At 70.7% G+C, this 19,524-nt stretch carries 17 protein-coding genes and 1 pseudogene; 11 read left to right on the top strand and 7 right to left on the bottom strand.

Going from position 1 to position 19,524, the window contains the following annotated elements; translation table 11 throughout:
* Positions 1–56 precede the first annotated feature (56 nt).
* A complete protein-coding gene (locus tag E1267_RS04215; protein WP_132329941.1) occupies positions 57–3,197 on the bottom strand; it encodes an AfsR/SARP family transcriptional regulator in 3,141 nt (1,046 codons plus the stop codon).
* A gap of 40 nt (positions 3,198–3,237) precedes the next feature.
* The gene (locus tag E1267_RS04210; RefSeq protein ID WP_132329939.1) at positions 3,238–3,600 is read right to left on the bottom strand and encodes a nucleotide pyrophosphohydrolase; all 363 of its coding nucleotides are present in this window, start codon (positions 3,598–3,600) and stop codon (positions 3,238–3,240) included.
* A 56-nt stretch (positions 3,601–3,656) separates the two neighbouring features.
* Here E1267_RS04210 and E1267_RS44065 point away from each other — a divergent pair, with 56 nt between their 5' ends.
* Entirely contained in the window at positions 3,657–3,815 is a 159-nt protein-coding gene (locus tag E1267_RS44065) for a hypothetical protein (RefSeq protein ID WP_165959453.1), read from the top strand.
* Between the two features lie 488 nt (positions 3,816–4,303).
* Positions 4,304–5,314, top strand: coding sequence for a LacI family DNA-binding transcriptional regulator (locus E1267_RS04195; protein WP_132329937.1), 1,011 nt, complete (start codon positions 4,304–4,306; stop codon positions 5,312–5,314).
* A 10-nt stretch (positions 5,315–5,324) separates the two neighbouring features.
* Here E1267_RS04195 and E1267_RS04190 read toward each other — a convergent pair whose 3' ends face one another.
* A complete protein-coding gene (locus E1267_RS04190) occupies positions 5,325–6,689 on the bottom strand; it encodes a sensor histidine kinase (RefSeq protein WP_246063437.1) in 1,365 nt (454 codons plus the stop codon).
* Positions 6,690–6,791: 102 nt separating this feature from the next.
* Positions 6,792–8,363 (bottom strand): DUF4434 domain-containing protein, encoded by a 1,572-nt coding sequence (locus tag E1267_RS04185; protein ID WP_132329933.1) that lies wholly within the window; start codon positions 8,361–8,363, stop codon positions 6,792–6,794.
* A gap of 95 nt (positions 8,364–8,458) precedes the next feature.
* Here E1267_RS04185 and E1267_RS04180 point away from each other — a divergent pair, with 95 nt between their 5' ends.
* The 9 genes and pseudogenes from E1267_RS04180 (at position 8,459) to E1267_RS04145 (ending at position 15,841) form a co-directional block, all read left to right on the top strand.
* Positions 8,459–9,238: an SDR family NAD(P)-dependent oxidoreductase gene (locus E1267_RS04180; RefSeq protein ID WP_132329931.1), complete on the top strand. Its 780-nt coding sequence runs from the start codon at positions 8,459–8,461 to the stop codon at positions 9,236–9,238.
* Positions 9,239–9,257: 19 nt separating this feature from the next.
* On the top strand, positions 9,258–9,413 hold the full coding sequence (locus E1267_RS04175) for a hypothetical protein (protein ID WP_220449335.1): 156 nt from the start codon (positions 9,258–9,260) through the stop codon (positions 9,411–9,413).
* A gap of 102 nt (positions 9,414–9,515) precedes the next feature.
* Positions 9,516–9,701, top strand: a pseudogene (locus E1267_RS47810) (TetR/AcrR family transcriptional regulator); the annotation flags it as partial.
* A gap of 91 nt (positions 9,702–9,792) precedes the next feature.
* Positions 9,793–10,911 carry an ABC transporter ATP-binding protein gene (locus E1267_RS04170; RefSeq protein WP_132329929.1) on the top strand — a complete coding sequence of 373 codons (1,119 nt, stop codon included), beginning with the start codon at positions 9,793–9,795 and terminating at the stop codon, positions 10,909–10,911.
* Positions 10,904–11,998 (top strand): ABC transporter ATP-binding protein, encoded by a 1,095-nt coding sequence (locus E1267_RS04165; RefSeq protein ID WP_132329927.1) that lies wholly within the window; start codon positions 10,904–10,906, stop codon positions 11,996–11,998. Before E1267_RS04170 ends, E1267_RS04165 begins: the two co-directional genes overlap by 8 nt.
* On the top strand, positions 11,995–12,948 hold the full coding sequence (locus E1267_RS04160) for a carbohydrate ABC transporter permease (protein ID WP_132329925.1): 954 nt from the start codon (positions 11,995–11,997) through the stop codon (positions 12,946–12,948). Before E1267_RS04165 ends, E1267_RS04160 begins: the two co-directional genes overlap by 4 nt.
* Positions 12,949–12,952: 4 nt before the next feature.
* Positions 12,953–13,759: a carbohydrate ABC transporter permease gene (locus E1267_RS04155; protein ID WP_132329923.1), complete on the top strand. Its 807-nt coding sequence runs from the start codon at positions 12,953–12,955 to the stop codon at positions 13,757–13,759.
* A gap of 2 nt (positions 13,760–13,761) precedes the next feature.
* Positions 13,762–14,037: a DUF2160 domain-containing protein gene (locus E1267_RS04150; RefSeq protein WP_201760647.1), complete on the top strand. Its 276-nt coding sequence runs from the start codon at positions 13,762–13,764 to the stop codon at positions 14,035–14,037.
* Positions 14,038–14,056: 19 nt separating this feature from the next.
* On the top strand, positions 14,057–15,841 hold the full coding sequence (locus tag E1267_RS04145) for an ABC transporter substrate-binding protein (RefSeq protein WP_220449333.1): 1,785 nt from the start codon (positions 14,057–14,059) through the stop codon (positions 15,839–15,841).
* A gap of 55 nt (positions 15,842–15,896) precedes the next feature.
* On the opposite strand, the gene E1267_RS04140 is transcribed toward E1267_RS04145, so the two are convergent.
* From E1267_RS04140 to E1267_RS04130, 3 genes are read right to left on the bottom strand one after another with little or no spacing between them, the layout of a single operon-like run.
* Positions 15,897–16,937 (bottom strand): dienelactone hydrolase family protein, encoded by a 1,041-nt coding sequence (locus E1267_RS04140; protein WP_132329922.1) that lies wholly within the window; start codon positions 16,935–16,937, stop codon positions 15,897–15,899.
* Positions 16,927–18,207, bottom strand: a complete 1,281-nt coding sequence (locus E1267_RS04135) for a Gfo/Idh/MocA family protein (RefSeq protein ID WP_132329920.1) — start codon at positions 18,205–18,207, stop codon at positions 16,927–16,929. The genes E1267_RS04140 and E1267_RS04135 overlap by 11 nt, the downstream gene beginning before the upstream one ends.
* A 22-nt stretch (positions 18,208–18,229) precedes the next feature.
* On the bottom strand, positions 18,230–19,513 hold the full coding sequence (locus tag E1267_RS04130) for an ABC transporter substrate-binding protein (protein WP_132329918.1): 1,284 nt from the start codon (positions 19,511–19,513) through the stop codon (positions 18,230–18,232).
* Positions 19,514–19,524 lie beyond the last annotated feature (11 nt).

Genomic DNA, 19,524 nt, shown 5'->3' with positions numbered 1-19,524 from the left:
GGGTGGGGTTCTTGCACCGCCTCGCCACCCACCTCGCATGAGCACCGCCCCACCGGCTACCGCAGCAGGTCGTGCACGTCGTCCAGTTTGTACGCCGCCCCTTCCTCGTACGCCGCCGCGAACCCCTTCTCCCCCAGCGCCTCGCGCGCCCCGGCCGTGACCCGGTCGATCTCGACCTGCTCCGACGGCCCCGCGGGAGTCTGGTTGTGCCGCCTGGCCACGGCCGAGAGCCCCAGCAGCGCGGCGGCCCTGCCGGGCGACCGGGTGGCGGAGGCCGCTCCCTCGACGGCCCACGCCATCGTCCTGGGATCGCCGATTTTCGCGGCGGCGGCCAGCGCCTCCAGGTGCAGGTCGAGGGCGGCGGCCGGGTCGCCGCGCGTCTCCGTGAGGAATCCCAGCTCGACCAGCGTGGACGGGACGTGCAGGGAGGGTTCGAGATCAGGGTCGCGCGGCACACCGTCGAGCAGGTGGAGCAGGTGCTCCTCGGCCAGGTCGAGCCGCCCGGCGCGGCGCGCGGCGAAGGCCAGGCCCATCCTGCCCATGGCCTCGCCCTCCTTGTAGCCCTGCTCGGCGGCGAGTCTCGTGGCGCGCTCGCAGATCTCGACGGCGCGGTCGTACTCGCCGCTGGAGAAGGCGATCCAGCCCAGCCACGCCGTCTGCGTGGCGGCCTCTGTCCAGAGCCCGAGGTCCTCGGCCATCCGCAGGCCCTCGCCGAACAGCCGGTTCGCCCGCTCGGCGTCGTGGGCCATCTCGGCCTGGGAGGCCAGCCACTCGGTGGCCCGCAGCAGCCCCCAGCGGTCGCCCAGCTCGGTGAACAGCCGCGCGCTCTCCCCGGCGGTGCGTTCGAGCGCTTCCAGGTCGCGCTGGGTGAAGGCGTCCCTTGCCTGCCGGGTCAGCGCGGCGGCGACGCCCCACGTGTCGCCGACGGCCCGGAACGTGGCCAGCGCCCGGCCGGTGAGCTCCTGGCCGGCCGGCAGATCCCTGATGTGCAGGCCGACGAACAGCTCGGCCCTGGCCCGCGCGCCCGGGTCGTCGATCGCCGCCAGCGCGGGCTCGTACTCGACCTGTTCGCCCAGCATGAGCGCGAAGCCGACGTGCCAGGCGGCCGCCCTGGCCCTGGAGGGGGACGGCTCCCCTTCGATCGCCAGTGCCCGCGCGAGCGCCCGCCGACCCTCGGCCAGCCTGCCGCGCAGGAACCAGTACCAGGCCAGCGCGTTGGCAAGCCGGGCCGCACGCTCGCCGTCCTTCGCGGCGGCCGCCGTGTCCAGCGCCGCCCGCATGTTCGCCGCCTCGGCGTCCAGGCGCAGCAGCCGGTCGCGCTGCTCGTGGCCGTACAGCTCCGGCTCGGTCCGCTCGGCCAGCTCCAGGTAGTGGCGGAGGTGCGCGAGGCGCACCCGGTCGAGCTCGGCCGCGTCGGACAGCCGGGCCACGCAGTACGCGGACACCGACTCCAGCAGCCGGTACCGGACGCCCGCCGGAGCGTCGGCGGCGACGACGACGAGCGAACGGTCGACGAGGCGGGCCAGCAGGTCGAGAACGTCGAGGCCGCGCTCCCCGCAGACCGCCTCCGCGGACTCCAGGGTGCAGCCGTCGGCGTGCACGGCCAGACGGCGCAGGACGCGGCGTTCGTCGTCGGACAGCAGGTCCCAGCTCCAGTCGATCACCGCGGTGAGCGTGCGCTGCCTGGCGGGGGCGCCGCGCTGCCCCGAGGCCAGCAGCCGGAACCGGTCGTCGAGCCGGTCCACCACGCCCTGCACGCCGAGCGCCCGCACCCGGGTGGCGGCCAGTTCGAGGGCCAGCGGGATGCCGTCGAGCCGCCGGCACAGCTGGGCGATGGCCTGCGCGTTGCCCGCGTCGAGCGCGAAGCCGCGGGCGGAGGCGGCGGCCCTGGACACGAACAGCCTGACGGCGTCGGAGCAGGCCATGGCCGCCAGGTCCGCCCCTGCGGGCACGTCGAGCGGCGGCACGCTCCAGAGCACCTCGCCCGCCACGGCCAGCGGCTCCCTGCTGGTGGCCAGCACGCGCAGGTCGGGGCAGGCCCGCAGGAGCCGCTCCGCCAGGTCGGCTACCTGTTCGACCACGTGCTCGCAGTTGTCCAGGACGAGCAGCGTCCGCCGTGGCCTCAGCGCGGCGGCCAGCTGCCCCACGGGGTCGGCGCCGGCGTCCTCCCTGATGTCGAGCGCCGCCATGACGGCCTCGGCCGGCGAGCGGGACGTCTGGTCGAGCGCGACCAGCCACGCGCCGTCGGCGAAGTCGTCCACGAGCCGGTCCGCCGCCTCCAGCGCCAGCCGGGTCTTGCCGACCCCGCCGGTGCCGGTGAGCGTCACCAGCCGCTCCTCCTCCGCCAGCGCGCACACCTCGGTCAGCGCCTGCTCCCGGCCGATCAGCCTGCCGACGGGGGCGGGCAGGTTCGTGACCGGGCGTTGCGCGGGCACGCTGAGCGCGGGGTCCTGGCCGAGGATCGCCTGGTGGAGCGCCACCAGCTCGGGGCCGGGGTCGAGGCCCAGCTCGTCGGCCAGCCGCTCGCGCAGCTCGGCGTACCCGGCCAGCGCCTCGCTCTGCCGCCCGGCCCGGTAGAGGGCCCGCATGTGCACGGCCCTCAGCCGCTCCCTGAGCGGGTGCCTGGCCACCAGGTCGCCCAGCTCGCCGACGAGCAGTCCGTGCTCGCCCAGTTCCAGCCGGGCCTCCGCGTGCTGCTCCAGCGCCGACAGCCGCTGCTCCTCCAGCCGGAGCACGGCCGCCCTCGTGTACTCCTCGTCGGCGAAGCCGGCGTACGCGGGCCCCCGCCACAACGCCAGCGCCTCGCCCAGCAGCCGCGCCCTGGCCCGCGCGCTGCCCGCCGCCTCGGCCCGGGCCAGCAGGCCGGCGAAGCGGACGGCGTCCACGGCCCTGTCGTCAGCGCTGTCGTCGGGACGCAGCAGGTAGCCGGGGGCGCGGGAGACGATCAGGTTCCTGCCTCCGGGCTCGGCGTCCTCCAGCGCCTTGCGCAGCTGGGAGACGCGGACCTGGAGCGCGCCCGCCGGGTTGGCCGGCGCATCCTCGCCCCAGAGGTCGTCGACCAGCCGGTCGGCGGAGACCGGATGGCCCTCGTGGACGAGCAGGTCCACGAGGAGCGCGCGTACTTTGAGGCCGGGGATCGTGACGGTCTCACCGGCGTCCGTCCACACGGCCAGCGGCCCCAGCACCCCGAATCGCATGTTCGTCACCTTATGCGGGGGGAGGTGACCGCGGGGAGATTCAGGTGGCGCCCGGGGACGGTGGCGCTTTCCTGGCCGAACCGCGGTAGACGGCGGGGTCGTAGCGGCGGTCGTTGTCGTCGAGCTTGGCCCTGGCCGCCTCCATGAGGTCGACGCCCAGGACGTCGGCCAGGCGCACGAGGTAGAGGGTCACGTCGCCGAGTTCGGTGCGCATCCTGGCGAGCGCCTCGTCACCGGGGTTCCCGGACTGCTCGGCGGTGAGCCACTGGAACTCCGCCACCAGCTCCCCCACCTCGCCCGCGAGCGCCATCGCCAGGTTCTTCGGCGTGTGGAACTGCTCCCACTGCCTGACTTTCGCGAACTCCCGCAACCGTACGGCGAGGTCCTCCAGCTCCGTCGTCACGGAACAGGACCCTACCGACCCGGGCTCGCCCAGGCACAGGAGGTGACCGCTCGTCAGTGGGGTTCGAGGTTGTCGGAGAGCAGGTCGAGGCCAGCAGGTCGGCGTCCTGCTCGGTGAAGAACGACGCGAGCAGCCGGTCGAAGAACGACTCCGCCCGCTCCTCCCCCAGCACCGAGCGTACGGCGTGCCGCATCGAGCTCTCGTTGGCCGGATAACCGGTGCCCCCAAGACCCACCCCGCGTAGTCGTACCGGCGTGTTGTCGTCCATGACGAGCTGGGTTCCGGACACGTGAAGCATGTTCACCCTGATGTCGGGCGCCTTGCCCGACTGCGTGATGGTGGTGAGCTTGGCCTTGTAGGCGTCGTTCTCCAGGACGGTGGCCTTGATGGTGACGTTCGGGTTCCTGGCCATGAACTCCTTGGCGCGCTGATCCCAGAGCGTCTTGAGCGGATCGGAGGTCGACAGGTACCACCACTCGATCGTGACCTTGCCGGGCGAGCCGGCCAGGAGCCCGGCGATGAGCACCGGGGCCGCGAACAGCACCACACTGCGTCGCATAGGGGTCCCCTTCCTCAACAGTGCGAAATTTTCATGAAAGCACCGATAGTTTCTTTGCCCGGAGCGCAAGTAAACGCCAGGCAAAGCGTCAACACCTAGGACCCGAGCAAGGGCAAACCGAAACTTTCGGATACACTCCCGAACGTGTCAGCGAAGAGGCGGGTCACGATCGCACTGATCGCGGAGGAGGCTGGAGTCTCCATTCCGACGGTCTCGAAAGTCATCAACGGACGTCCAGAAGTCGCTCCCGCGACCCGCCACCGGGTCGAGCGGCTGTTGCAGGAGCACGGCTACCAACGGCGCATCAGCCAGGACGACACCCCGGCAGGCCTGGTCGACCTGGTGTTCGCCGAGATCGAGTCGCCGTGGGCCATGGAGATCGTGCGAGGCGCGGAAAGCGCGGCCCACGAGGCCGGGGCCAGCGTGGTCATCTCCGTCCTGCACACGCACGCGGGCCCAGGACGCGACTGGCTCGAACGGCTGGCCGCGCGCAGGACCGACGGCGTGGTGATCGTCGCCTCGCGGCTGTCGACAGGCATCCAGTCACAGCTCAGCGCCCGTTCGCTGCCGTTCGCGGTGGTCGACCCCGAGGGCGAGCCCGCCCCCGGCGTGGTCTCGGTGGGCGCCACCAACTGGAACGGCGGCCTGGCCGCGACCCGCCACCTGCTGGAGTTGGGCCACCGCAGGATCGGCGTGATCAGCGGCCTGTCCGACATGCTCTGCAGCCAGGCCAGGATCGACGGCTATCGCGCCGCCCTGGAGACGGCGGGGCTGCCCGTCGCGCCCGAGCTGATCAGGCGCGGCACGTTCCTGGTCGAGTCGGGCCACGACCAGGCGCACGCCCTGCTGTCCCTCGACGATCCGCCCACGGCCATCTTCGCGCACAGCGACCTGATGGCCTTCGGCGTCCTGGAGGCCGCCAGGCAGCGCGGGCTGCGCGTCCCCGAGGACCTGAGCGTGGTGGGCTTCGACGACCTGCCGCTGGCCAAGTCGGCCTGGCCGCCGCTGACGACGGTGCGGCAGCCGCTGCAGGAGATGGCCTCGCTGGCCACCCGTACGGTGCTGGCCATGGGCCACGGTGAGGTGCCGGAGACCAAGCGGGTGGAGCTGGCCACGGAACTGATCGTCCGGGAGAGCACGGCCGCGTACGCGTAGGGCCGGGGGCTCAGCCGTCCTGCAGCGGCGCCCTGAAGACGAACCGGGCGCCGCGCTCGGAGTCCTCGACGGTCAGCGTGCCCCCGTGTGCCGCGGCGATCTCGCGGGCGATGGGCAGGCCGAGCCCGCTGCCGCCGACGTCGCGGTTGCGGGCGGTGTCGAGGCGGGCGAAGCGTTCGAAGACGACCTCGCGATGCTCGGGCGCGATTCCCTCGCCGTCGTCGAGCACCTCCAGGACGGCCTGGCCGTCCTCCTCCCGCACCGTCACCGTGATCCGGCTGTCGGCGTGCCGGTCGGCGTTGTCCATCAGGTTCGTCAGCAGGCGGGCCAACTGCAGCCGGTCACCCATGACGACCACCTCCGGCCGCAGGTCGGTGACGACCTGTTTCGCACGCGGCCGCACGACCTCCCGGGCAACCAGCTCGGCCAGTTCCACGGGCTCACGGCGGCTCGGGGCGCCCGCGTCCAGCCTCGTCAGCACGAGCAGGTCGGTGACGATCGCCTGCAGCCGGTCCAGGCTGGCGAGCACCTCGTCGCTCACCTCGATCCAGTCGGCCTCATCGGGGTGGAGCCGGGCGTCCTCCATCTGGGCGCGCATTGCGGTGATCGGACTGCGCAGGTCGTGCGAGGCGTCGGCGGCGAACCTGCGCTGGCGTTCCACCGCCTGTTCCTTCTCCCGCATCGCCGTCTCCAGCCGCTCCAGCGTGCGGTTGGCGGTCTCGGCCAGGGCCGCGATCTCGTCGTCGCTCTGCGGCACGGGCACCCGCATCCCGCCGACGAACGTGGTCAGCTCGGCCAGCTGCTTGGTGATGGCGCTGACGGGGGCGAGTGTCCTGGTCGTCGCCCGCCACACCACGAACCAGGTCAGCGCGACCAGCGCCGCCGCGAGCGCGGCCTGCGACAGGATCACCTGCGGGCCGACGTACCAGGGCAGCGTCTGGTCGAACGTGTAGATGATCCAGTCGCCGTCCGGCTGGTACGCGGTGATGGCGGTCACGATCTTGCACTCCCCGGGGAACCCGCTGAGGCCGCAGAGCTCCGCGACGGCGTTGGCCTGGCCGTCCTGGGGGATCGCCGTGGTCTGCCTGGGCAGGCCGACGAGATTGAGCGTGGAGGTGACCGGGCGTCCCGACGGGTCGACGACCTGGACGCCGTCGAGCGCGTCGTACTCCAGCACCTGCGGCAGGCGGTTGTCCTTGATCATGGGCAGCACGGACACAGCCCTGCTCGACATGTCCTGCGCCTGGATGTCGACGAGCTGATCGCGGATGCCGTGCAGCACGAAAGCGCCGACTGCGATGTTCAGCAACAGCATCGCGATGCTGGCGAACAGCGCCAGCCGCACCCGCAACGACCGGCCGAACCATGCCCTCACGCGCCTTCCCCCGGCCATCAGAAGATCACAGGCCTGCCCTTCACCGCCAATCCAGGGAGATTCCTCGACAAAGTGCGCACTCCCGCCGCCCGGGACGGCGGTTCAACGCATCGCGTACGGGCTCGTGCTGGTGTGGCCGGCACCGTTCGTGGCCGTGACAGACGTCAGGGGACCCGGGGGGACGTACGGGGCCCAGGCCGACTCGAGCCGTCCGTCCGAGTGCCACTCCTGCCGGACCACCGCCCCGTGGGGGTCGAAGCGCAGCGAGCCGCCCCGCAGGTTGTGGCCCTCGACGAGGATGCCGGGCCGCCCGTTCCTGTCCTGCCTGACGGCGTTGACGATGATGGGCCGCTGCCAGTCGCGCGCGATGTCGTCGGCCAGCGAGGGAGTGTCGTGGCGGGCCTGGCAGGTGAAGAACGGGTCCCAGCCGTACGAGATGATCTTCGTGGCGTGCGGGCCGGAGGCCATGATCTGCTGGTCGAGCCGGCTCTTCGTGGTCCGCCCGCGCAGCGGCAGCGGATCGACGCGCCCGCACTCGCCGGCGACCGGGGTGGGCTCGAAGCCCTCGACGTTCACCCACAGCTCCACCCCGTCGGGCACCTCACGGGCGGCCGCCTCGACGTATGCGTGGGTCGCCCCGTAGTAGGCCTCGGCGTTGCTGACGTCGCCCACCACCGGCGCCAGCCGCGGCACGACCTTGGCGCCGGTCTCGTGCGGGCCGTGCACCGGCACCTTGCCCGTGCCGCGCCCGTCCTGGACCGCGATGGCCATGGGCGCGCCGGCCCGCGTCGCCGCGATGTCCGCCATGCCGTCGCCCGCCTGCTCGGGCGGGAACCCGCGCCCGCGGCGGGCGTCGATGTACGGGCTGACCAGGATCGGCCTGCCCGGCAGGACGCCGGCGACGACGGCGTGCTGCGCGGCGTAGAGCTCGATGATCGGATCGTTGTCGGCGCGGTCCCGCATGGCCAACTCGAACGACTGGTAGACCCCGCCGAAGGCGCCGGACCCCCCGAACCGCGCCCGGTAGTCGGCCAGCACCCGCGCGGTGAAGGCCTTCAGCGCGCCGGTGTGGTCGTGGTCGGGCTCCCACGGCTTGTCCTCCCGCTGCGCGGCCGCCGGCAGCCCGGGAAAGACCTTCATGCCGTACGCCGCCGCCTCGGCCATCAGGTTGCCCAGGCCGTCGCCGTCCGTGGCGACCAGCACCAGGTCGTGCACGGGTTCCCGGCAGTTCTCCGCCAGCGACAACCGGTAGAAGACGCGGCCTGCGCTCTCGATCCGCCGCTCCAGCCCGGGGCAGCGCAGCATGCCCTTCCCGAACTCCTCGCTGGTCGTGTACGTGTAGACCCGCCGGATCTGCTTGCCCGGCACCTGCGCGCACGGACGGCCGTCGACGCGGCAGCTGGCGAAGCCGGGATCCTCGCCGGCGTTGAAGCGCGGGCCGAACGTGACGAGCGTGTCGCCGCCGATCGTGTGGATCGCCTCCACCATGCGCTGGGTCACGCAGCGGTCGGCCCGCGGGATGACCCAGTAGCCGGTGATCGCGTAGGGGGCGGTGACCCGGGTGTCGCGCGGCGGGCACTCCTCGGGCTCCGGCGATGCGGGCACGAACACACCCACGACGAAGGCGACCGCGACGATCAGCCACAGGATCCGGTGCACCCACGCCCCTTCCACGCCCGCGCACCCCAGCCTACGCACCGGCGCCCGGCCCGGTGCGTGCCCGCGGGGCACTGATCGCGGAGAATGACGGGAAAAGGGGGTGCGGAATCGTGCACATCGATCTCACCGGGAAGACCGCGCTGGTCACCGGGTCGACGCAGGGAATCGGAGCGGCCATCGCCGCCGGGCTGGCGAGGGCGGGCGCCCGCGTCGGGATCAACGGCCGCGGCGAGGGCTCGGTCGCCAAGGCCGTCGAACGGATGGAGGGCGACCTGGTCGCGGCGCCCGGCGACGTGTCCAAGGACGACGGGTGCGAGCGGGTGCTGAGCGCGCTGCCGCAGGTCGACATCCTGGTCAACAACCTGGGCATCTTCGGCGCGCAACCGGCGCTGGAGATCGGCGACGACGAGTGGCGGCGCTATTTCGAGGTCAACGTGCTGGCCGCGATCCGGCTCACCCGCGCCTACCTGCCGGGCATGATGGAGCGCGGCTGGGGGCGGATCCAGTACATCGCCAGCGACTCGGCCGTCGTGATCCCCGCCGAGATGATCCACTACGGCATGACGAAGACGGCGTTGCTGGCCGTGTCCAGGGGGTTCGCCAAGGAGGCGGCGGGCAGCGGGGTGACGGTCAACTCCGTGATCGCGGGGCCCACGCACACGGCGGGCGTGGAGGACTTCGTCCATCAGCTGGTGGGCAGGGAACTGCCCTGGGAGGAGGCGCAGCGGGCGTTCATGGCGCGGCACCGGCCGCAGTCGCTGCTGCAGCGCCTGATCGAGCCCGAGGAGATCGCCAACATGGTGGTCTACCTGGCCTCGCCGCTCGCCTCGGCCACGACGGGCGCGGCGGTGCGGGTGGACGGCGGCTACGTGGACTCCATCCTTCCCTAGAAAGTGGCCGCTGCACGCGATGGCCGACGCCTTCACCGCGGCGGGCTTCCACATCACCGCCATCAGCGAACCGTCCCCCGTGCCGGAGGCCCGCGAGCTGTTTCCCGACGTCTTCGCGGACAGGCCGTCGGGCACCTTCGTGTGCTTCCTGTTCTTCGTCCTTCAGGCCTGCTGACACCGCGCCGGGGCGGGCGGCGGGTGCGTGGCCGGCGCCCAACGCCGGTCGCGCTCATGGTGGCCAGCATCGTGAGGTCGCCGCCGCGCCCTTACGCCACTTCCTGCGGCGCTGACCGGCGGTCCCGAACGCGCTCCGGTCCGGACGGGACCCGTCTCGGCGCAGATACTCGGAATGGCCCTGTGCCGTTATGTTTTGGCATTCCCGCCGCTGGCCGCGCTGACCAGCGAAGAAGTCGTCGAGGCTATAGGCCCGGCCGTTCACCGCCATCTCTGTCTCGGGGCTTGACACACAACAGCACCGTCCTTAACTGCGATAACAACTGCCCTCTTTGCACACACAATCAGATCATGTTAGATGGAGAGCAAAGGCACTGATCATGCGCCGGCAGAGAGGACCGGGCACCGTGACGCTGATACTCGATGGCGTCTTCGTGCGGCGGCGCGGGGAGACCTGGCTCGATGACATTCATCTGGAATTACCGAATGGAATGACCACCCTCGTCGGCCCCATGACCGCGGGAAAGACGACTTTGATGCGCGTCGCAGCCGGTTTACTGCCGCCCGACTCCGGCCGGGTGGTGGTCGGCGGAAAGGACGTGACCGGCATTTCCGTGCGCAAACGCTCGGTCGCCTTCGTCTATCAGCAATTCATCAACTACCCGTCCCTGACCGTCTACGACAACATCGCATCGCCGCTCCGCCTCGACCGGGCGTTCCGCCGCGACGGGATCGACCGGCGGGTGCGCGAGGTGGCCGAGCTCATGGGCATCGCGCAGCTGCTCGACCGCCGGCCCGCCGAGCTGTCGGGCGGCCAGCAGCAGCGCACCGCCATCGCCCGCGCCCTGGCCCGGCCCGTCGACGTGCTGCTGCTCGACGAGCCGCTGGCCAACCTCGACTTCAAGCTGCGCGAGCAGCTCCGCGCCGACCTGAAGACCATGTTCACCGGCTCCTCCGGCGTCGTCCTCTACGCCACCGCCGACCCGAACGAGGCGCTGACGTTCGCCGCGCCCACCGTGGTCCTGGGCGAGGGCAGGGTCCAGCACATCGGCGACGTCGCCGAGACGTACGCGCACCCGCCCACGCTCGCCGTCGCGGCCACGCTCAGCGACCCGCCGCTCAACCTGCTGCCCGGGGTCGTACGCGACGGCCGGATCGAGTGCCTCGGCACGTCGTTCCCCGCGCCGCGCGCCCACGCCGACGGCCACCGCGTCATGCTCGGCGTACGCCCCCACCAGGTCAGCATCACCCCCAACGGCCGCGCCGCGCTCGAACTGCCCGCCGAGATCCGGCTCGCCGAGGTCACCGGCAGCGCGACGTTCCTGCACCTGCTGCTCCAGGGCGGGCTCCACCTGGTCGCCCACCTGGAGGGCACCCAGCTCTTCACGCCGGGCGAGTCCACGGTCGCCCGCATCGACCCGGCGCACGTCTTCGTCTTCGACCAGGCCGGGGGCCACCTGCTCGCCACCAGCGCCGCGGAGGTCGACCTGCATGGCTGACATCCGCCTCGAAGGCGTGGGGCACAGCTACGACGGCGGCCGCACGTGGGCGCTCAAACCGATGACCTGGACGTGGCAGAGCTCCCGGGCGTACGCGCTGCTGGGGCCGAGCGGCTGCGGCAAGACCACGCTGCTGAACATCATCTCCGGCCTGATCACGCCCACGGTGGGCCGGATCTGGTTCGGCGAGCGCGAGGTCACCGGTGTGCCCACGGCCGGCCGCAACATCGCGCAGGTCTTCCAGTTCCCGGTCCTGTACGAGGAGATGTCCGTCTACGACAACCTCGCCTTCCCCCTCCGTAACCGGAAATTTCCCAAAAAAGAGGTGGACCAGCGCGTCCGCCAGGTCTCGCAGCTCCTCGGCCTCGACCAGGTGCTGCGCCGCAGGTCGCGCCGGCTCGACCCGGGCCGCCAGCAGATCGTCAGCCTGGGCCGCGGCCTGGTCCGCCCCCAGGTGGCCGCGGTCCTGCTGGACGAGCCACTGACCGTGGTCGACCCGGCGCTGAAGTGGACGCTGCGCAGCAAGCTCAAAGAGATTCACCGCGACACCGGCCACACGCTGATCTACGTCACCCACGACCAGACCGAGGCGCTGACGTTCGCCGACGAGGTCGTGGTGCTCAACGACGGAGCGATCGTGCAGGCGGGCGAACCGGCCGAGCTGTTCCTGTCGCCGTCGCACGAGTTCGTCGGGCACTTCATCGGCTCGCCGGGGATGAACATGGTGCCCGCCGAGATCGCCGGCGGCGTCGTACGCGTCGGCGCGGCGGGCGTGGGCGCCGCCCCCGACGGCCTGCCGCCGGGACCGGTCAGGATCGGGGTGCGGCCGGAGTTCGTCCGGATCGCGGGGCCCGGCGCCTCCCCCGGCGCGGGAGCCACGGTCACCGGGATCGACCGCATGGGCGCGTACGACCTCGTGCACACCCGGGTCGGCGAGCATCCGGTGATCGTCAAGACCGAGGCGGGCTCCGCCTGCGAACCGGACGCGGCCGTGTTCCTGCACTTCCCCGCGGACCGCACGTTCCTGTTCCGCGACGAGGTCAGGTGCGGCTCCCTCGCGCCGCTGAACGGAAGGGAGCCGTCATGACCGAGCGGACCACCGTCGCGGACAGCCCGGCCGGCGTCGCCGAACCGGCGACCGCACCGGCCGAGCAGGCCAAGGACACGAGGGTCGACGCCAGGCCGAAGAACAACCGCGCGTGGTGGCTGGTCCTGCCGGTCGTCGTGTCGGTGGCCTTCACGGCGGTGATCCCGCTGATGACCGTGGTCAACTACTCCGTGCAGGACGTCTTCAGCCCGAGCGAGCGCATCTTCGTCGGCCTGGAGTGGTTCCGCGACGTCGCCCGCGACCCGGAGGTGCGCGGGGCGTTCGTGCGCACGCTGCTGTTCTCGGCGCAAGTGCTGCTGATCGAGATCCCGCTCGGGGTGGCCATCGCCGTGGCGATGCCCCGCCGCGGCGTCTCGGTGTCGGTGGCGCTGGTGCTGGTCGCGCTGCCACTGCTCATCCCGTGGAACGTGGTCGGCACGATCTGGCAGATCTTCGCCCGCGGTGACATCGGCCTCGGCGGCTGGGCGATCAACAACGTGCTCGGCGTCAACTTCAACTACACGCTCGACTCCACCGACGCCTGGCTCACCGTGCTGGCCATGGACGTGTGGCACTGGACGCCGCTGGTGGCGCTGCTGGCGTACGCGGGGCTGCGCTCGATCCCCCAGCCGTACTTCCAGGCCGCGCAGATCGACGGCGCCTCGGGATGGGCCACCTTCCGGCACATCCAGCTGCCCCGGCTGCGCGGGGTGCTGACGATCGCGATCCTGCTCAGGTTCATGGACAGCTTCATGATCTACACCGAGCCGTTCGTGGTGACGGGCGGCGGGCCGGGGAACGCGACGTCGTTCCTGAGCATCCTGCTGTCGAAGATCGCGGTCGGCCAGTTCGACCTCGGCCCCGCGGGCGCGTTCTCGCTGCTCTACTTCCTGTTCGTCCAGGTGCTCTGTTACGTCTTCTTCACCGTGCTGACCAGGTCGGGAAGGTGAACCCATGAGACGGCTCCCATGGGCGCGCACGGTCTTCTGGCTCTACGTCGCCACCCTCATGCTGCCCATCCTGTGGATGTTCGGCATGTCGATCCGGCCGAACGAGGACATCCTCGGCAGTTTCTCGCTCATCCCCGGACGCGTGACGTTCGACAACTACGCCACGTTCTTCGGGGAGACGTCGTGGTATTCGAGCTATCTGAACTCCATCGTCTACACCTCGCTGAACGCGGTGATGTCGCTCATCGTGGCGCTGCCCGCGGCCTACGCCTTCTCGCGTTTCCGGTTCGCCGGTGACAAACATCTGTTCTTCTGGCTGCTGACGAACCGGATGGCGCCGCCGGCCGTGTTCCTGCTGCCGTTCTTCCAGATCTACCAGAGCGTCGGCCTCTTCGACACGCACCTCGGCGTGGCCATCGCGCACATGCTCTTCAACGTGCCGCTGGCCGTCTGGATTCTCGAAGGATTCATGTCGGGAATCCCCCGGGAGATCGACGAGACCGCCGCGATCGACGGTTATTCGCTGCCGCGGTTCTTCATCCGGATATTCCTGCCGATGATCCGCTCGGCCATCGGCGTGACCGCGTTCTTCTGCTTCATGTTCAGCTGGGTCGAACTGCTCATCGCCAGGACCATCACCTCGGTGAACGCCAAGCCCATCGCCGCGTCGATGACGCGGACGGTGAGCGCGGCGGGCGTCGACTGGGGGCTGCTGGCGACGGCGGGAGTGCTGACGATCGTGCCCGGCGCGATCGTCATCTGGTTCGTCCGCAACTACATCGCCAAGGGCTTCGCCATGGGGAGGGTGTAGCCGTGCTCGACTGGATGGTCTGGACCGTCCCCACAGCCCTGGTCTTCGCCGGACTGGCCGTGCTGCTGATCGCCATGACGATCTGGGGCCGCATCTCTCCTCCCGTGGCCAGGCGGGGCTTCCTGCGCATCGAGACCGATCGGGGCGACCGGCTCTACATCGGCCTGATCAGCGCCGCCGTCGTGCTGGCGGGCTGGATCGCAATCACCGACCTGTCCATGTGGCTCGCGCTCGGATGCGCGCTGCTCGTGGCGGTCGTGATCGGCATATGGGGCTAACGGAAAGGGAGTCAAAGCGATGAGGCGACGGACGACGAGGTCCGCGACCATGGGGGCGGCGGCGCTCCTCCTGGTGGTGGCCGGCTGCACGCAGGGCGCGGACAAGCCCACGAGCGACTTCAAGGAGGCCGACGGCAGGGCCGCCGCCCAGCGGTGGGTGTCGGAGGAGTTCACCCCGAGCACGCTGAGCAGGGACGAGCAGCTCGCCGAGATGGAGTGGTTCATGAAGGCCGCGGCACCGTACCGCGGCATGCAGATCAACGTGGTCTCCGAGACGATCACCACGCACGAGTACGAGTCACGCCAGCTCGCCAAGGCGTTCACCGAGATCACCGGGATCAGGATCAAGCACGATCTGATCCAGGAGGGTGACGTCATCGAGAAGCTGCAGACCCAGATCCAGGGCGACCAGAACATCTACGACGCCTACGTCAACGACTCCGACCTCATCGGCACCCACTCGCGCGGCGACTACGTGCTCCCGCTGTCGGACTACATGGCCGGCGAGGGCAAGAACGTCACCTCTCCCACGCTCGACCTCGACGACTTCATCGGCATCAGCTTCACCACCGGCCCGGACAAGAAGATCTACCAGCTGCCCGACCAGCAGTTCGCCAACCTCTACTGGTTCCGCTACGACTGGTTCACCGACCCCGACATCAAGAAGCAGTTCAAGGACGCCTACGGCTACGACCTCGGCGTGCCGGTCAATTGGGCGGCCTACGAGGACATCGCCGACTTCTTCACCAACAAGGTCAACGACGACGGCACCATCGACGGCAAGAAGGTCTACGGCCACATGGACTACGGCCGCAAGGACCCGTCGCTGGGCTGGCGCTTCACCGACTCGTGGTTGTCCATGGCGGGCAACGGCGACCCCGGCATCCCCAACGGCCTGCCGGTGGACGACTGGGGCATCAGGGTCGAGAACTGCCGCCCGGTCGGCTCGTCCGTCACGCGCGGCGGCGACACCAACGGCCCCGCGGCGGTCTACGCGCTCACCAAGTACGTCGACTGGCTCAAGAAGTACGCCCCCAAGGAAGCCGCGGGCATGAACTTCAGCGAGGCCGGCCCGGTCCCCGCCCAGGGCCACATCGCCCAGCAGATCTTCTGGTACACCTCGTTCACCGCCGACATGACCAAACCGGGGCTGTCGGTGGTCAACAAGGACGGCACGCCCAAGTGGCGCATCGCGCCGAGCCCGCACGGGGCGTACTGGAAGGACGGCAACAAGCTCGGCTACCAGGACGCGGGCTCGTGGACGCTGCTGAAGAGCACGCCGGAGGACCGCAGGGCGGCCGCCTGGCTGTACGCGCAGTTCGTGACGTCGAAGACGGTGTCGCTGAAGAAGTCGATCGTGGGGCTGACGTTCATCCGCGACTCCGACATCAGGAGCGACCACTTCGCCGACAACGCCGAGAACTACGGCGGGCTCATCGAGTTCTACGGCTCGCCCGCCCGCAAGCAGTGGACCCCGACCGGCACGAACGTGCCCGACTACCCGAAACTGGCCCAGCTGTGGTGGCAGAACGTGGCCACGGCCGTGACCGGCGAGACCACGGCGCAGCAGTCGATGGACAACCTGGCCAAGCAGCAGGACGACATCCTGTCCCGGCTGGAGCGGCTCTCGCGTGAGCGGGAGGGCTACGGCGGCCAGTGCGCGCCGAAGCTGAACCCCGAACGCGACGCCCAGTACTGGTACGACCAGCCCGGCGCCCCCGCGCCGAAGCTGGCCGACGAGCGCGGCAAGCCCGAGACGCTCGACTACGACAAACTCGTCGCCACCTGGAAGAAGTCCGACTAGCGCCGCTTGTGGAAGGAGCGCCGCCGCCCGTGGCAGGCCGGGCGGCGGCCGTCCGTCAGCCCGCCAGGTGGCGGACCAGCCAGTCGAAGGCCTGCTCCTGCATGGGCACGTCGAAGCTGTGCGGCACGTCGGCGAACACCGCCTCGTAGCACCCCGGTGCGTCGCGGTAGTGTTCGCCGATCGTGGCGTGGGCGCGCCGCATGCCCGTCTCGGGGAACAGCTCGTCGCGCAGGGCGTACTGCACCATGAGAGGTTCGGGCGCGCGGGCGGCCACCAGGTCGGGCCAGTCGCCCAGGCGGGGCAGGCCGGGCGGGAAGAGCATCCAGGTGTGCTTGGCGACGTGCCCGCCGAGCATGTCGCGGTAGGAGGAGGCCATCGCGGCGACGACGACCGCGCGCATCCGCGGGTCGAAGGCGCCGAGCAGCGCCGACCGCAGCCCGCCGCCGGACACCCCGGCGCACCCGACGGGCCCGACGTCCGGGCGGGAGCGCAGGTAGGCCGCCGCAGCCAGGTCCTCGCCCGCGACCACGCCCGCGAACGACGTGCCGAGCATCGCGCAGTGTTTGGCCACGACGTGCTCGTGGTCCCTGGCGGCCAGGTCGTACCTGTCGGCCTCGCTGGCCGGGCCGTCACCGATTTCCAACGGGAAGCGGCGGCTGCCCCAGACGAACACGTCGTGCGCCAGCACCACGAACCCGCGGCGGGCCAGCTCGCCGGCGAACGCGCGGCCGCCGTAGAGCTCCTGCCGCAGCCTGGCCACCTCTGGCGATGGCCCTTCGGGCCCGTCGGCGATCTTCTCCTTGCCGGCCCACTTCATCCCGGCGTGGCAGTGCAGCGCCACGACCCCGGGCAGCGGCCCGTCCGCGCCGCGCGGGCGCAGCAGGAACGCGCGGGTACGCGGCCCGAACCCCACCGACCAGGACAGCTCCTCGCCCGCCAGGTCACCGTCGGTCCAGGTGCGCTCGACCCGCACGTCGCGGGCGGTCAGGTCGAGCACCCCCATCGCCTCACGCGCCGCGGCCCGCAGCTGCGGCCCCGCGGGAACCGGGTAGAGCCCGCGCTGCGTCGCGGCGATCTCCGCCAGCTCAGCGAACACGTGTGCCGTCGTCCTCCAGCGCCACGGGGGCACCGGTGCGGGCGGACATGGTGGCCGCGACGCCCGTCAGCACGCTGCGGATGCCGTCGCGGTAGCCGGCCTGCCGGGCCAGCGGATCGTCGCCGGCGCCGCGGAAGACGTCGTCGAGCAGCAGGCGGTCACCACCGCCGTGCCCACCGGCCCCGCTCTCGATGGGCACCTCCTCCGGCCGGCTCCAGTGGCGGCGCAGCGTGAGCCGCTCCCACGCCCCCGACGCGTGCGCCTTGGAGGCGGCGCTCGGGTCGATGGCGGCGTGCGGCGGCGTCCACTCCCGCTCCACGACGTCCAGCTCCAGCCGCCCCTCCGTGCCGTTGAAGGCCACGCGGTAGCCCTCCCAGGGGGCGTGGGCGTGCAGCGAGTACGTCATGATCGCGCGGTTGGTGTAACGCACGAGCACGGACATGTTGTCGTCGATCGTGACGCCCTCGCCGAAGACGTCCTGGTCGCGGATGTAGCCGTCCTCGTGCTCGGCGTCGAGATAGAGGCTCCTGAGCCGGTCGTCGGCGGAGATGTCCAGGATGAACGGGTCGGTGCCGAGGCCGGGTGCGCCCTGCCCGCGTTCGGGGCGCGGGTCGAGCCCGCGGTTCCTGGCGTTCTCGGCACCGTAGAAGCGCAGGTCGGCCTGGGCGAAGACGAGCGCGGGCGCCGCCCCCAGCCACCAGTTGATCAGGTCGAAGTGGTGGGTGGACTTGTGCACGAGCAGGCCGCCCGAGCTGTCCCTGTCGCGGTGCCAGCGGCGGAAGTAGTCGGCGCCGTGGATGGTGTCGAGCGTCCACTCGAAGTGCACGGAGGTGACCTCGCCGATCGCGCCGTCCATGAGGATGCGGCGCACGGCGGAGTTGCGCGGCGAGTAGCGGTAGTTGAAGGTGACGATCAGCCTGCCGCTGCTGCGCTCGGCCGACGCCGCGATGGCCGCGCACCTCTCGGCGTCGGTGGTGAGCGGCTTCTCGACGATGACGTCCTTGCCGGCGTCGAGCGCCGCGCACACGTAGCGGGCGTGCGCGGCGTCGACGGTGGTGACGATGACCGCGTCGGCGAGCTCGAGCGCCTTGTCGAACTCATCGGGCGCGAAGCGCGGCACCTGGGCACCGATCCGCTCGGCGTAGTAGTCCATGCGGGTGCGGTTCGTGTCGCACAGGGCGACGATGGTGCCGGCGTCGCGCCACTCCCCGAGCAGCGCGTCGACGTACATCTGCGCGCGGTGCCCGAGCCCGACGAACGCGTACTTCATGTCTCTCCTTAGATGCGAAGGATCAGCCCGCGATCGAGGCGTTGGCCTCGGTCAGGAACTTCTGTGCGGCGTCGTCGGGGGTCATCCTGCCGAACAGGATCTCCTCGGAGTACCGCGTCAGGATGTCTTCCATGCCGCTGGCGCCCTTGGGCGGCGCGGCCGGCGGGTCCGACAGCTCGCTCCTGACCTCGTCGATGAAGTCGAGCGTCTTGATGTCGGTCTCCGGCAGCTTCTCCTTGACCGCCGCGAGGACCTTGGAGCTGGCCGGCAGGCCGCGGTCACTCAGGATGATCTCGCCCGCCTCCGGATCGTTGATCATGAAGTCGATGAACTTGGCGGCCTCGGCCGGATGCTCGGACTTCGACGAGGCGGTGTAGAGCATCGCCGGCTGCAGGAACATGCCGCCGGTGGCGGCCCCCTCCGCCTTCGGCATGCGCAGCAGGCTGACGTCCTGGCCCGACGCCTTGTTGATCGCGCCGAGCTGGTTGCTCCACCACATGCCCATCGCGCCGGTGTTGGTGCCGAGCAGCGACTGGTCCACGCTCTGGGCGCCGATCTCGACGCTCTTGGCGGCGTCGGGGGTGCCCTTGGTCTTGATCAGCGTCTGCATGTTCGACCACCACGCCTTGAGCGTGTCGGGCGAGATGCCGAGCTTGTTGCCCTGGTAGAACTTCTCGCCGCGCTGCGCGGCGAAGATCTCCAGATAACCGGGGTTGAAGCTCTGCTGCGTGCCGAAGACCTTGCCGCCGCTCTCGGCGGTGATCTTCGACGCCAGATCGATGTAGTCCTCCCAGGTCCACTTGGCGTCGTCGGGCAGCTTCTGCCCGTTCTTCTCGACCAGGTCCGGGTTGACCACGAGGCTGAAGGCGTTGACGCCGGTGGGGATGGCGTACTGCTTGCCGTCGATGGCGCCGGTGGCCAGCACCTTGGCGTCGATGTCGGTGGCGTTGACCTTGCCCGCGAGGTCGGCCAGCGCGCCGCGCTCGGCGTATTCGCGCAGGCCGCGGATCTCGATGGTGATGACGTCCGGCGCGTCGTTGCCCGCGACCTTGGTGGCCAGCGTCTCGTAGTAGCTGCCGAAGTCGGAGAACTCGCCCTCGATGTCGATGTTCGGGTTCTTCGCCTCGAACTTCTTGATCGCCTCTTCGGTCATCTTCTGCCGCGCGTCGCTGCCCCAGTAGGAGAAGCGCACCTTGACCTTGCCGTCGGCGCTCTCGCCGCCGCTGTCACTGCCGCAGGCCGCGGTGACCGCCAGCACAGCGGTGGCGAGCAGGGTCGCCGACCACATCTTCTTGCCAGAGCTCACGGCTCTACCTC

The organism is Nonomuraea longispora (assembly GCF_004348345.1).
Classification (GTDB): Bacteria; Actinomycetota; Actinomycetes; order Streptosporangiales; family Streptosporangiaceae; genus Nonomuraea; species Nonomuraea longispora.
This window is presented reverse-complemented; position numbering and strand designations above follow the sequence as displayed.

Coding starts and splice junctions, on each gene's coding strand:
- E1267_RS04215 (WP_132329941.1), bottom strand. CDS start 3,197: ATGCGATTCGGGGTGCTGGGGCCGCTGGCCGTGTGGACGGACGCCGGT.
- E1267_RS04175 (WP_220449335.1), top strand. CDS start 9,258: ATGGCCGACGCCTTCACCGCGGCGGGCTTCCACATCACCGCCATCAGC.
- E1267_RS04170 (WP_132329929.1), top strand. CDS start 9,793: ATGCGCCGGCAGAGAGGACCGGGCACCGTGACGCTGATACTCGATGGC.
- E1267_RS04165 (WP_132329927.1), top strand. CDS start 10,904: ATGGCTGACATCCGCCTCGAAGGCGTGGGGCACAGCTACGACGGCGGC.
- E1267_RS04160 (WP_132329925.1), top strand. CDS start 11,995: ATGACCGAGCGGACCACCGTCGCGGACAGCCCGGCCGGCGTCGCCGAA.
- E1267_RS04155 (WP_132329923.1), top strand. CDS start 12,953: ATGAGACGGCTCCCATGGGCGCGCACGGTCTTCTGGCTCTACGTCGCC.
- E1267_RS04145 (WP_220449333.1), top strand. CDS start 14,057: ATGAGGCGACGGACGACGAGGTCCGCGACCATGGGGGCGGCGGCGCTC.
- E1267_RS04135 (WP_132329920.1), bottom strand. CDS start 18,207: ATGAAGTACGCGTTCGTCGGGCTCGGGCACCGCGCGCAGATGTACGTC.